11 protein-coding genes are annotated in these 12,006 nt (G+C 71.8%); 2 read left to right on the forward strand and 9 right to left on the reverse strand.

The genetic code is table 11. The features are described from left to right. Nucleotides 1–451: 451 nt before the first annotated feature. Nucleotides 452–1,456 carry a stage II sporulation protein M gene (locus ABD224_RS06545; RefSeq protein WP_344047793.1) on the reverse strand — a complete coding sequence of 335 codons (1,005 nt, stop codon included), beginning with the start codon at nt 1,454–1,456 and terminating at the stop codon, nt 452–454. A gap of 130 nt (nt 1,457–1,586) precedes the next feature. Here ABD224_RS06545 and ABD224_RS06550 point away from each other — a divergent pair, with 130 nt between their 5' ends. After that, complete coding sequence (locus ABD224_RS06550; protein WP_344047795.1) at nt 1,587–2,588, forward strand: RDD family protein; 1,002 nt, start codon at nt 1,587–1,589, stop codon at nt 2,586–2,588. A 106-nt stretch (nt 2,589–2,694) separates the two neighbouring features. On the opposite strand, the gene ABD224_RS06555 is transcribed toward ABD224_RS06550, so the two are convergent. The 8 genes from ABD224_RS06555 to ABD224_RS06590 all read right to left on the reverse strand — a co-directional run bounded on the left by ABD224_RS06555 (nt 2,695) and on the right by ABD224_RS06590 (nt 11,240). Then, nucleotides 2,695–3,309, reverse strand: coding sequence for a hypothetical protein (locus ABD224_RS06555; RefSeq protein WP_344047797.1), 615 nt, complete (start codon nt 3,307–3,309; stop codon nt 2,695–2,697). 190 nt (nt 3,310–3,499) lie between these two features. Beyond that, a complete protein-coding gene (gene ahcY, locus ABD224_RS06560) occupies nt 3,500–4,957 on the reverse strand; it encodes an adenosylhomocysteinase (RefSeq protein WP_344047799.1) in 1,458 nt (485 codons plus the stop codon). 347 nt (nt 4,958–5,304) lie between these two features. Further along, on the reverse strand, nt 5,305–6,285 hold the full coding sequence (locus ABD224_RS06565; RefSeq protein WP_344047801.1) for a cation diffusion facilitator family transporter: 981 nt from the start codon (nt 6,283–6,285) through the stop codon (nt 5,305–5,307). Nucleotides 6,286–6,441: 156 nt separating this feature from the next. Next, on the reverse strand, nt 6,442–7,593 hold the full coding sequence (gene manA, locus ABD224_RS06570; protein WP_344047803.1) for a mannose-6-phosphate isomerase, class I: 1,152 nt from the start codon (nt 7,591–7,593) through the stop codon (nt 6,442–6,444). Nucleotides 7,594–7,658: 65 nt separating this feature from the next. Next, the gene (locus tag ABD224_RS06575; RefSeq protein ID WP_344047805.1) at nt 7,659–8,786 is read right to left on the reverse strand and encodes an SIS domain-containing protein; all 1,128 of its coding nucleotides are present in this window, start codon (nt 8,784–8,786) and stop codon (nt 7,659–7,661) included. Nucleotides 8,787–8,884: 98 nt separating this feature from the next. After that, nucleotides 8,885–9,052 (reverse strand): Trm112 family protein, encoded by a 168-nt coding sequence (locus tag ABD224_RS06580; protein ID WP_344047808.1) that lies wholly within the window; start codon nt 9,050–9,052, stop codon nt 8,885–8,887. A 142-nt stretch (nt 9,053–9,194) separates the two neighbouring features. Continuing rightward, the gene (locus tag ABD224_RS06585) at nt 9,195–10,559 is read right to left on the reverse strand and encodes a phosphomannomutase/phosphoglucomutase (RefSeq protein WP_344047810.1); all 1,365 of its coding nucleotides are present in this window, start codon (nt 10,557–10,559) and stop codon (nt 9,195–9,197) included. 255 nt (nt 10,560–10,814) lie between these two features. Beyond that, complete coding sequence (locus ABD224_RS06590) at nt 10,815–11,240, reverse strand: DUF3499 domain-containing protein (RefSeq protein ID WP_344047813.1); 426 nt, start codon at nt 11,238–11,240, stop codon at nt 10,815–10,817. Nucleotides 11,241–11,512: 272 nt separating this feature from the next. Between ABD224_RS06590 and ABD224_RS06595 the strand changes: the two genes are divergently transcribed. Further along, on the forward strand, nt 11,513–11,962 hold the full coding sequence (locus tag ABD224_RS06595) for a metallopeptidase family protein (RefSeq protein ID WP_344048054.1): 450 nt from the start codon (nt 11,513–11,515) through the stop codon (nt 11,960–11,962). Nucleotides 11,963–12,006: the final 44 nt, after the last annotated feature.

The following is a 12,006-nucleotide window of genomic DNA, read 5'->3' on the forward strand; positions in this document are numbered from 1 at the left end:
ACCGGCCCGCCCGGTGTCGGGGCATCAACATATCTGGCGTTGACTTTTGGCACGCTGTTGAGTTCTCAAGGAACGGACGCTTCCTTCGTACTCACCCCACAGGGCTTTCCTCCGGGCGCTTCCCTTCGGTGTTTCCGACTCTATCAGATCTTTTCGACCTGATTTCCTCGGCGCTTTCCAGGTTCACGCTTTCGCGCTTCCCTTTCCGGCGGCCCCGACTTTACCAGAACTTTTGAGCCGGTCGGACCGGCCGCCGTTCCGATGTGTCGGGAGGAGCTTCTTCACGATGAACGTTGTCGTCATCTCCAGAAGCGGACAGATACTCACGGTCGCCTGTTTGGATCAAGTCCATCTCCAGGCAACTGTTCGAATCTACCTCTGCACCGGACCCGTGTCAACGGCCCCGGTGCGGCGAAGAGGAGAGTAGCAGCTCAGCGGACGTTCACGCACATCAGGCGGCCGTCGGCACGGTGGCGCTTCGCCCGGCTGCCTCCACGTCCCCGGTTTCACCGGCCCGAGCCGCACGGCCGCCGAGGACGAAGACATACGCGAGGAAGGACAGCTCGGCGACGACGCCCATGCCTATGCGGGCCCAGGTGGGCAGGCCGGACGGGGTGACGAAGCCTTCGATGGCGCCGGACACGAAGAGGACCAGGGCCAGGCCGATCGCCATGCCCAGCGCGGCTCGGCCCTCCTGGGCGAGGGCGGTGCGCCGGGGGCGGGGGCCGGGGTCGATGACCGTCCAGCCGAGGCGCAGTCCCGTGCCGGCCGCGACGAAGACAGCCGTCAGTTCGAGCAGGCCGTGCGGCAGGATCAGGCCGAGGAACACGTCGAGCCGGCCGGCCGAGGACATCAGACCGATGCCAACGCCGAGGTTGAGCATGTTTATGAAGAGGATCCACAGGACGGGCAGTCCCAGGAAGACGCCCAGGGCCAGGCACATGGCGGCGGCCTGGGCGTTGTTCGTCCACACCTGGGCGGCGAAGGAGGCCGCGGGGTGGCTGGAGTAGTAGGTCTCGTACTGGCCGCCGGGCCGGGTGAGCTCCCGTAGCTCCTCGGGAGCCGCGATCGCGGCCTGCACCTCGGGGTGCGCGCCGATCCACCATCCCAGAAGTGCCGCGACGACAGTGGAGAGGACCGCGGTGGGCGCCCACCAGTAGCGGGCCCGGTAGACCGCCGCGGGGAAGCCCTCCAGCAGGAAGCGGGTGACGTCTCGCCACGAGGCACGGCGGGTTCCCGTCACGGCACTCCGCGCGCGTGCCACGCGCTGGCTGAGCCAGCTGGTCAGCTGGGGGTCCGGAGCGCTGGACTGGATCAGGGAGAGATGGGTCGCCGCACGCTGGTAGAGGACGACGAGTTCGTCGACCTCCGCGCCGGTGAGGCGGCGGCGGTGGAGCAGGTCGTCGAGGCGGTCCCACTCGGCTCGGTGGGCGGAGACGAAGACGTCCAGGTCCATCGGGGCTGCCTGCTCCTCGGCTGGTTGTTCGGCGACTGTCGGCTGTGCCGGTTCGCCGCGCTGCGGCGCGGTTGCCCTCAGCTTGGCAGACTGGCCGTTCCAGGGGCAGTCCAGGGGAAGGACGACGGGTGTGAGTGAGCTGGTGACGGGCGAGGCGGTGGCGCTGGAGCTGCGTCCCGCGAGGCTGCCCAGCAGGGCGCTGGCGGTGCTGCTCGATCTCCTCGTGACCGGGGCGGTCTATGTCACCGTGACCGCGGCGGTGATCGCTGCCACGGCTTCCCTGGACGAGGCCGCGCGGATGGCGCTGTCGATCGCGACGTTCCTGCTCGTGCTGGTGGGGGGACCGATAGCCGTGGAGACGCTCAGCCACGGGCGGTCGCTCGGAAAGATGGTCTGCGGGCTGCGCGTGGTCAGGGACGACGGCGGGCCGATCCGGTTCCGGCACGCGCTGGTGCGCGGTGCGATCGGTGTGATCGAGATTCTGATGACCTTCGGCGTGATCGCGTGCATCGCCTCGCTGGTGTCGGCGCGCGGGCGTCGGCTGGGTGATGTGTTCGCGGGCACCCTGGTCGTACGGGAGCGGATACCGGCCGCGCCGACGGCGTTCGTTCCTCCGCCGCCGCCCTGGCTGGCGGGACGTTTCTCGATGCTGGACCTGTCGGCGGTTCCCGATGGCCTGTGGCTGGCGATCCGGCAGTACCTGACGCGGATGCAGCAGCTGGACCCGCAGGTCGGCCAGGACATGGCGGAGCGGCTCGCCGCTGATCTCGCCTCCCGGACCGGAACTCCGGCGCCGGTCGGGGTTCCGCCGGCCATGTATCTGTCGGCGGTGCTGCACGAGCGGCGGACCCGGGAAGCCCAACGCACCTTCGGAAGGGGCCCGGCAGCGGAAGGCACCGCCGACGGGAGCGGTGCTCTGTCCGGCGCGCCCGGCTTCTCCGCGCCGCAGTCGCCCCCCGCGACGCAGCCGCCCTCCGCGCCGCCGCAGCCGTCCGCCGCAGCGCCGTCGTCGTATCCGGCCGGAGCCCGTCCCGAGTCCTCGGCGTACGGCAGCAACAGGCGTCCGGAGGTTCCCGCATCCGGCACCGAGCGGGCCGAGCGTCCGAGCACCGGGTTCGTGCCGCCTGCCTGAGCCGCCCGGCCCGGCCCTCGTCGCCCCGTCCTCCGTGGCGCTCTGCCGCCACCTCGTCCCATGCTGTTGCGCTTTGTCGCGTTTCTCCGTGCTCAGGAGTCCGTGCTCAGGAGTCGAAGACCGACGGTGGCGACTGAAGGTCCTCGAGCTCGATGCCGGGGGCGGCCAGGACCACGTCCCCGGTGATGTGCACGGTGTGCTGCTCGCCGGTGTCCAGGGCGGTGACCTGGTATTCGTCCACGACCAGGGGGCCGTTGTCAGTGGCGTGTGCTTCTCTGTCCACCAGGGTCCAGGACTGATCCACGGTGCGTGGGGCGAGGACCGGTTCCGTGAAGAGGACGAGGCGTACGCGAGCCGTGGCGGAGGGGGTGAGACGCAGCAGGCGGGCGGTGGCGACGAGGAACGCGGGGGACGTGCCGGTGAAGGCGTGGGCGCGCGCATTGCCCTCGGTGGCATGGGTGCCGGTGGGATCGGTGCGGACCCAGGTGACGCCGTCGAGGGCGGCGCCGCGCACCTGCCAGCTTCCCGTGTGGAGTTCGAGGCGGATGGGACGCCCGAGGTGGTCGAGGGCGAGGTCGACGGAGCCACGGTGGTCGCCCGAAGGGGTGGTCAGCCGGGAGAGGTAACGCCAGCCGGAGGGGCCGGGGGCGCACTGGAAGTGTTCTTCCGCGTAGGGGGTGTGGTCGTGCGGATCGTGGAGCGAATAACGGCCGCGGGGCATGGGGGTCCTGGGTTCTGAGGGGCTGGTCGGGTCGCCTCGGCGATGCGGCCGGTGGGGGGGACGGCCGCGGGTCCGCCGCGGGTCCGGCGAAAGGGGCAGGCCCCCGCCACGGGGGTGCGGGGGCCTGCCTCGACGCTCCTGGCCGGCGCGCGGCTCGGTGGTGCCGGCGCCGGTGCCGTGCCGGTGGCGGTCAGTAGCGGTAGTGGTCCGGCTTGTACGGGCCGTCGACGTCCACGCCGATGTACGCGGCCTGCTCGGGACGGAGCCTGGTCAGCTTCACCCCGAGGGCGTCCAGGTGGAGGCGGGCGACCTTCTCGTCGAGGTGCTTGGGCAGCACGTAGACGCCGACCGGGTACTTGTCGGGCTTGGTGAACAGCTCGATCTGGGCCAGGGTCTGGTCCGCGAAGGAGTTGGACATCACGAACGACGGGTGGCCGGTGGCGTTGCCCAGGTTCAGCAGGCGGCCCTCGGACAGCACGATGATCTTCTTGCCGTCCGGGAAGGTCCAGGCGTGGACCTGCGGCTTGATCTCTTCCTTGACGATGCCGGGGACCCGGGCGAGGCCGGCCATGTCGATCTCGTTGTCGAAGTGGCCGATGTTGCCGACGATCGCCTGGTGCTTCATCTTCGCCATGTCGGAGGCGAGGATGATGTCCCGGTTGCCGGTGGCGGTGATGAAGATGTCGGCCGTCTCGACGACCTCGTCCAGGGTGGTGACCTGGTAGCCGTCCATCGCCGCCTGCAGGGCGCAGATCGGGTCGATCTCGGTGATGATCACGCGGGCTCCCTGCCCGCGCAGGGCCTCCGCGCAGCCCTTGCCCACGTCGCCGTAGCCGCAGACGACGGCGGTCTTGCCGCCGATCAGGACGTCGGTGGCGCGGTTGATGCCGTCGACCAGGGAGTGCCGGCAGCCGTACTTGTTGTCGAACTTCGACTTGGTGACGGAGTCGTTGACGTTGATCGCCGGGAAGAGGAGGGTGCCCTCGCGCTGCATCTCGTACAGGCGGTGCACGCCGGTGGTGGTCTCCTCGGTGACACCGCGGATCTCGGAGGCCAGCTGGGTCCACTTCTGGGGGTTCTCGGCCAGGGTGCGGGTCAGCAGCTGGAGGATGACCCGGTGTTCCTCCGACTCGGCGGTGTCGGGCGAGGGGACCTTGCCGGCCTTCTCGTACTCGACGCCCTTGTGCACCAGCAGGGTGGCGTCGCCGCCGTCGTCGAGGATCATGTTGGGGCCGCCGGTGGGGCTGTCCGGCCAGGTCAGGGCCTGCTCGGTGCACCACCAGTACTCCTGAAGCGTCTCGCCCTTCCAGGCGAAGACCGGGACGCCCTGCGGGTTGTCGGGGGTGCCGTTCGGGCCGACGGCGACAGCGGCAGCCGCGTGGTCCTGGGTGGAGAAGATGTTGCAGGAGGCCCAGCGGACCTGCGCGCCCAGGGCCACCAGGGTCTCGATCAGGACGGCGGTCTGCACGGTCATGTGCAGGGAGCCGGTGATGCGCGCGCCCTTCAGGGGCTGCGCGGCGGCGTACTCCTTGCGGATCGCCATCAGGCCGGGCATCTCGTGCTCGGCGAGGGTGATCTCCTTGCGGCCGAACTCGGCCAGGGACAGATCGGCGACCTTGAAGTCCTGTCGGCGGTCGACAGTCGTCATGACGGGCTGCTCCTCGGGTTGGGTCGAGGTGGGTACGGCTGATCCGCGCGGCGGCGGGCACGGGGTGCCCGAAGGGGGCACAGGCATGCCCGCATGCGCGCAGCGCAGTCCGTCGGAGGCCCTCTCTCCCTCGGCCGGTCCATCGCCCGGACCGCCCGACCGCCATCAGCAGCGACGTCTGGCTCCCTCCCAAGCTACACCGGAGAGCCGGGCTGTCCCCAGTCCGCCTCCGTCCCTCTCCGGATGCTTCACGCCACCTTCGGGCACCGCGGACGGGCCGTGCGGGACGGGACGGCTGCCTCTGCCGGGCGGTGAAGGACCGGCGGGCCCCGCGACGGAATCCGGGCTCAGTGGCCGGTGGGATGGGGTGCCGGGCCGCCCGGGGTGGCCTCGCGGTCCGGGCCCCGGGCCGCCTCGGCCTCGCAGTAGATGTCGGGCTCCAGGTAGATGACGCGGGCGATGGGCACGGCGGTGCGGATGCGGTCCTCGGCGGCGTTGATGGCGGCGGCGACGTCGGCGGCCGTGTCGTCGTGCCGGACGGCGATCTTGGCGGCGATGAGCAGCTCCTCGGGGCCGAGGTGGAGCGTGCGCATGTGGATGACACGGGTGACGGTGTCGCCGTCGACCATGGCGGCCTCGATCTGCTGGATCACATCGGTGCCGGCGGCCTCGCCGAGCAGCAGGGACTTGGTCTCGGCGGCCAGGACGACGGCGATCAGGACGAGCAGGACACCGATGCAGATGGTGCCGATGCCGTCCCAGAGACTGTCGCCGGTGAGCAGGGTGAGGCCGACGCCGCCGAGAGCGAGGACGAGACCGACCAGCGCGCCGAGGTCCTCCAGGAGCACGACCGGAAGCTCGGGTGCCTTGGCGCGGCGGACGAACTCCGTCCAGGACAGCGTGCCGCGGCTCTCGTTGGATTCCTTGATGGCCGTACGGAAGGAGAAGGCCTCGGCGATGACCGCGAAGACGAGGACGCCCACCGGCCAGTACCAGTGCTCCAGTTCGTGCGGGTGGAGGATCTTCTCGTAGCCCTCGTAGATGGCGAACATGCCACCGACGGTGAACAGGACGATGGAGACCAGGAAGGCGTAGATGTAGCGCTCGCGTCCGTAGCCGAACGGATGCTGCGGAGTGGCCTCGCGCTGGGCCTTCTTGCCGCCGAGCAGCAGCAGGAACTGGTTGCCCGAGTCGGCGAGGGAGTGCACGCCCTCGGCGAGCATCGACGACGAGCCGCTGAAGACGAACGCCACGAACTTCGATGCCGCGATCGCTAGGTTGGCACCGAGTGCCGCCACAATCGCTTTGGTGCCGCCTGACGCGCTCATGTGCCCGTGTGGTCCCTTCGCTGTCGTCCTTGTGCTGCTTTGTGCCGGCTTTGTGCCGGCTTTGGCCTGCGCCCGTGCGGGGGCAGGGGGTCATTGTCGCAGTCCGGTCAGGGCGCGATGCCCCGGCGGTGGCGCATCGGGTCGTCGCGAGCGGGGTCAGACGACGACCGTGGCCCGGAAGAGGGTGCCGGTGCCGGACACTTCGGTCCTTTCGTCTGCCGGGACGAAGACGGACTGTCCCGGGGTCAGGTCGTGCTCGCCCGTCCGGACGGAGCCGGCCGTGCAGAGCAGGATCTGCGGGGTGCCGAGGGTGAGGTCGCGGCCGGTGGTGCCCTCGGGCAGGACGTAGCGGGACAGGCGGAACTCGTCGACGGGGGTGTCGTAGACCTCCTCGCCGTCGGGGGCGGCCTCGGGGCGCAGGATGCCGGGGTCGCCGGCCTCGAAGCGGACGATGCGCAGGAGTTCGGGGACGTCGACGTGCTTGGGGGTCAGGCCGCAGCGCAGGACGTTGTCGGAGTTCGCCATGATCTCCACGCTCAGACCGCTGAGGTAGGCGTGCGGGATGCCGGCGCCGAGGAAGAGTGCCTCGCCGGGCCGCAGGCGGACGTGGTTGAGGAGCATCGCGGCGAGGACGCCCGGGTCGTCCGGGTAGTGGCGGGCTATGCCGGCGTAGGGGGCGTGGTCGCCGCCGAGGCGGGCGCAGGCGGCCGCGGCCTCGGCGACCGTGCCGGCCATCTCCTCGCGGTCGGCGGTGAGGAAGGCGGTGAGGACCTCGCGCAGCGCCGCGTCCTCGGGGCGGGTGCGCAGCAGGTCGACGTACGGCTTGAGGGAGTCCACGCCGAGGGCGTCGAGCAGGTCGGCGGCCCGGCTCGGCTCACGGAAGCCGCACAGGCCGTCGAACTCGGTGAGGGCGCACACCAGTTCCGGCTTGTGGTTGGTGTCCTTGTAGTTGCGGTGCGGGGCGTCGAGGGGGATGCCGCGGCGCTCCTCGTCGGCGTAGCCCTGTCTGGCCTGTTCGAGGTCGGGGTGCACCTGGAGGGAGAGCGGGGCGCCGGCGGCGAGGATCTTGAGCAGGAAGGGCAGGCGCGGGCCGAACCTGGCGACCGTCTTGGCGCCCAGTTCCCGTTCCGGGTCGGCCTCGATGACCTCCGCGAGGGTGCCGCGTCCGGTGCGCGAGGGCGCGCCCGGGTGGGCGCCCATCCACATCTCCGCCTGTGGTTCGCCGCTCGGCTCGACCCCCAGCAGGTGCGGTATGGCGGTGGTGGAGCCCCAGGCGTAGGGGCGGATGGTGTTGTCGAGGCGGTCCATCGTCTCTCTCTGCGGTTCTCGGCGGTTCTCGCGGGTCCGGGCGGCGGGAGGGGATCGGGAACCGTTCAGGTGCGGGAGGCGAGCGCCAGGTAGACGGCGGTGAAATCCGTGATGGCGATCAGTTCGGCGAGGGCCTCGAGCTCGTCTCCCGGTTCCGGTTCCAGTTCGCTGATCGGTGTGTCGTGGCCGAGAGCCAGGTCACGGGCGGCCGGCGCGGCGGTGAGGCCGCTGATCGGCCGGTCGCGGAGCAGCACCACGCGCGCGTGCAGGGCGGGGGGCTCCTCGACACGGTCGCGGAAGAAGTCGTCCGGGTCCGCGCTGGCGGCCAGGGGACCGGCGAGCAGGGCGCTGTGCGCGGCGAGTGCCTCGGGCAGTTCGGCGACGACCGCGGGGATGCCGGAGAGTTCGGCGAGCCCGGCGGCGAAACGGCGGCCGGCGGGGCCGGCGGAGACGCCCTCGGTCCAGATCAGGGGCAGGGTGTCGGTGAGTTCGGCGGCGAGCGCCTTGGCCGGGTTGCGGTAGGTCACGCTGGCGGGTCCGCAGCGCTCCGCGACCTGGTCCAGCCGGTCGGCGGTCTTCTCCAGGACGTCGGGCGGGGCGGTCAGCAGGCCCACGCGGTCCAGGAGGGCGAGCAGCGGGGTGAGCAGTGCCCACAGCACGCCGGGGGCGGATCCGGCGAGGGGTTCGTCGTGGTCGTACGGGGCCGTCGCCATCGGTACGAACAGACCGCGGGCGGCCCGGACGGCCTCGGCGAGCGGGGAGCGGGCCGGGGCCACGGCGACGACCGCGCAGCCGCGCCGGTAGGCCTGCTCCGTGAGCAGGGACAGGCTGGGCTCGGTGCCGTCCGGGGTGGTGATCAGCAGCAGGTCGACGGAGCCGGCCCAGCCGGGCAGCTCCCAGCGCAGGGCACCGGCGGCCGGGGCCACACCGGTGGGGGTCAGCCGGATGACGGGGCTGCCGGCGCCGGCGAGCGTGCCGAGCAGGTCGGGGGCGTGGGTGGCGGCGGCGCCCGGTCCGGCGATCAGGATGGCACGGGGGCGGCCGTCGGGCTTGAGGTCGCCCACGCCGGCCTCGGCGGCGTTCCGGGCGGCGGTGCGGACCCGGGCGCCGGCCTCGGCGGCTCCGCGGAGCAGTCCGCGCCGGTCGGCCTCGGCGAGTCCTTCGGGGTCGTCGAGCAGCGATTCGTCGAGCATGGGCGGCAGCCTCCGATCGGGCTCCGAACGCCGGGTCGTCGGTTGGGGGACGGCGTACCCCATCCGGGGGCGGTGCACCTCCCGTGGGCGGGGCGTGCTCAGGGGCGGCGGGCCTCGTCGACGAGCAGGACGGGGATGCCGTCGCGCACGGGGTACGCCAGGCCGCAGTCCTGACCGGTGCAGACCAGCTCGGTGTCCTGCTCCTTGAGGGGGGCGTGGCAGGCCGGGCAGGCGAGGATCTCCAGAAGGCCGGCTTCGAGCGGCATGGGCGTTCCCTTCGGGGCGGCGGACGTGTGTGCGGTCGTACGGTCGTGCCTGGTCAGGGTACCCCCGGCGGGGACGGCACGGCGGGGCCGGGCGACCGCCGGGCCGCGCCCGGGGGCGGCCGAAAGCGGCCCGTGCGGTGCCTCAGCCGCGGATGACGGCCAGGACCTCGTCCCTCACCCGGGCCATCGTGGCCTCGTCGCGGGCCTCGGCGTTCAGCCGCAGAAGCGGTTCGGTGTTGGAGGGGCGGACGTTGAACCACCAGTCGGCGGCGGTGACCGTGAGGCCGTCGAGTTCGTCCAGGGTGACGTCGTCGCGGTCGGCGTACGCCGCCTTGACGGCGGCGAGGCGGGCCGTCTGGTCCTCGACCGTGGAGTTGATCTCGCCGGAGCCGACGTAGCGGTCGTACTGGGCCACGAGCGACGACAGGGGGCCGTCCTGGCCGCCCAGGGCCGCGAGGACGTGCAGAGCGGCCAGCATGCCCGTGTCGGCGTACCAGAAGTCCTTGAAGTAGTAGTGCGCGGAGTGCTCGCCGCCGAAGATCGCGCCCGTCCGCGCCATCTCGGCCTTGATGAAGGAGTGGCCCACGCGTGTGCGGACGGGCGTGCCGCCGTGCTCCCTCACCACTTCCGGGACCGACCAGGAGGTGATGAGGTTGTGGATGATCACGCCCTTGCCGCCGTTCCTGGCCAGCTCGCGGGCGGCGACCAGCGCGGTGATCGCCGACGGGGAGACCGGCTCGCCGCGCTCGTCGACGACGAAGCAGCGGTCGGCGTCGCCGTCGAAGGCGAGGCCGAGGTCGGCGCCCTCGGCGCGCACCCGGTTCTGCAGGTCGACGAGGTTGGCCGGGTCCAGCGGGTTGGCCTCGTGGTTGGGGAAGGTGCCGTCCAGTTCGAAGTACATCGGCACGAGGTCGACGGGCAGGCCGGCGAGGACGGTCGGGACGGTGTGGCCGCCCATGCCGTTGCCCGCGTCGACGACGACCTTCAGGGGGCGGAGGGAGGTCAGGTCGACGAGGGAGCGCAGATGGGCCGCGTAGTCGTCCAGGATGTCGCGCCGCGTGATCGTCCCCGGCCGGTCCACGGGCTCCGGGGCGCCCGACTCCTGCCACTTCCCGACCAGTTCGCGGATCTCCGCCAGGCCCGAGTCCTGGCTGATGGGAGCGGCGCCCGCGCGGCACATCTTGATGCCGTTGTACTGGGCGGGGTTGTGGGAAGCGGTGAACATCGCGCCCGGCAGCCCCAGGGCGCCCGAGGCGTAGTACAGCTGGTCCGTGGAGCACAGCCCGATCTCGGTGACGTCCGCGCCGCGCTGTGCCGCCCCGCGTGCGAAGGCCCGGGCCAGGCCGGGCGAGGAGGGCCGCATGTCATGCCCGGTCACCAGGGCGCTCGCGCCGGTCACCTGGGCGAAGGCCGCGCCGAAGAGCTCGGCCAGTGACTCGTCCCACTGGTCCGGGACCACTCCGCGCACGTCGTACGCCTTCACGATCTGCGACAGATCAGCAGCCACGGCCCACCCTCCCGGAGTCCTATCGGTCACCACAAGCTAACCGGTGCCTGCCGACCGTGGTGGAGCCGGTGGCCGAATACGCCGCATACGCGTCGTGGCACAGGCGTACGCCCGGCGTGGCACAGGCGCGTGCGCGGGCACGGCGACGGGCGGCGCGGCGAACGGCCGGGCGCGAGGACTCGCGGCTGCCCGGCGGTCGGTCGTCCGGCGATCGCTCGTCCGGCGATCGCTCGTCCGGTGATCAGTCGCCGGTGATCAGTTGTCCGGCGAGCGGAGCACGCGCAAGTGGCCGCGGCGCGCGACCTCCATCGCGTCCACCGTGCGCGGACCGCCGCCACCGGCCTCGGCCGCCCGCTTCTGGGGCCTGGCCGCCTCGCGCACGGCATTGGCGAGTGCCTCCAGATCGTCGCCGCTGGGCCGGGCGGGAGCCGAGCCGTCGAGAAGGCGGACGACCTCCCAGCCACGGGGCGCGGTGAGGCGCTCGGAGTGCTCGGCGCACAGGTCGTAGCAGTGAGGTTCGGCGTAGGTGGCGAGCGGGCCGAGGACGGCGGTGGAGTCGGCGTAGACGTACGTCAGCGTCGCTACGGCAGGCCGGCCGCAAGCGGTGCGCGAACAACGACGTACAGAGCTCACGATGTTGGACGGTACCGCACTCTTGAGCGGGCCGCGACGACTCTCCATCAGGTCGTTGCACCGTGTCGCCGGACGAAAAGTCCCGCACACCCCTTCTGTCACGCTTCGCTGACCTGCACGGATGCCCTGTCGAGCGATCGAACACCCCCGACTTCGGTCACAACCGGACACAAAGGCCGCCCATTGCCTTGAGGCCGACGACTCCAGAGCGATCCTGGAGAGATACGGAATCGAGTCCGACTCCCGGCCGGAGCGGGCACCGGACGACAGGCCGTCAAGGCCGGGCGCCCGCGGACACCGGGGACTACCCTTCAGCAGTGATGGACAACCGTGTGCCGCCCCGGGCCACCGGCCCCGGGCCTCGACGACGTGATCGCCACGGCCGTGGAATGCGCGGCCCGATCGCACCGCCGCAGGTGCCGCTCGCGGCGAGCCGTGCCGAAGCATTCGCGGACCTGGTGCAGGACTCCGTGGACCGCCTGGAGCGACGGTGGCCGCAGCTGGCCGACATCGATTTCCTCGTGCTGGAGGTGCCCCGGCTGGACCAGCCGGGGCAGCCCTGGAGCGACGAGGCGGTGCCGCTCGGAGGCACGATCGCCCCGCGGGACGGACGGCGTGCCCGTGTGGTGGTCTACCGGCGGCCGGTGGAGATCCGCACCAAGGGGCGCGACGAGCGGGCCGCCCTGGTGCACGAGATCGTCGTCGAGCAGGTGGCCGAGCTGCTGGGGCTGACCCCGGAGACGGTGGATCCCCGGTACGGGGAGGACTGAGCCCCGGGCACTGCCCGGGGCTCCTGCTTCACTTCCCGGGGCTC

The sequence above is a fragment of the Streptomyces thermoalcalitolerans genome (assembly GCF_039525155.1).
GTDB lineage: Bacteria > Actinomycetota > Actinomycetes > Streptomycetales > Streptomycetaceae > Streptomyces > Streptomyces thermovulgaris.

What these genes read in the sequence shown, in the direction of transcription:
- ABD224_RS06545 (WP_344047793.1), bottom strand. Translation starts at nt 1,456, where the DNA reads ATGGACCTGGACGTCTTCGTCTCCGCCCACCGAGCCGAGTGGGACCGC.
- ABD224_RS06555 (WP_344047797.1), bottom strand. Translation starts at nt 3,309, where the DNA reads ATGCCCCGCGGCCGTTATTCGCTCCACGATCCGCACGACCACACCCCC.
- ahcY (WP_344047799.1), bottom strand. Translation starts at nt 4,957, where the DNA reads ATGACGACTGTCGACCGCCGACAGGACTTCAAGGTCGCCGATCTGTCC.
- ABD224_RS06565 (WP_344047801.1), bottom strand. Translation starts at nt 6,285, where the DNA reads ATGAGCGCGTCAGGCGGCACCAAAGCGATTGTGGCGGCACTCGGTGCC.
- manA (WP_344047803.1), bottom strand. Translation starts at nt 7,593, where the DNA reads ATGGACCGCCTCGACAACACCATCCGCCCCTACGCCTGGGGCTCCACC.
- ABD224_RS06575 (WP_344047805.1), bottom strand. Translation starts at nt 8,786, where the DNA reads ATGCTCGACGAATCGCTGCTCGACGACCCCGAAGGACTCGCCGAGGCC.
- ABD224_RS06580 (WP_344047808.1), bottom strand. Translation starts at nt 9,052, where the DNA reads ATGCCGCTCGAAGCCGGCCTTCTGGAGATCCTCGCCTGCCCGGCCTGC.
- ABD224_RS06590 (WP_344047813.1), bottom strand. Translation starts at nt 11,240, where the DNA reads ATGGAGAGTCGTCGCGGCCCGCTCAAGAGTGCGGTACCGTCCAACATC.
- ABD224_RS06595 (WP_344048054.1), top strand. Translation starts at nt 11,513, where the DNA reads ATGGACAACCGTGTGCCGCCCCGGGCCACCGGCCCCGGGCCTCGACGA.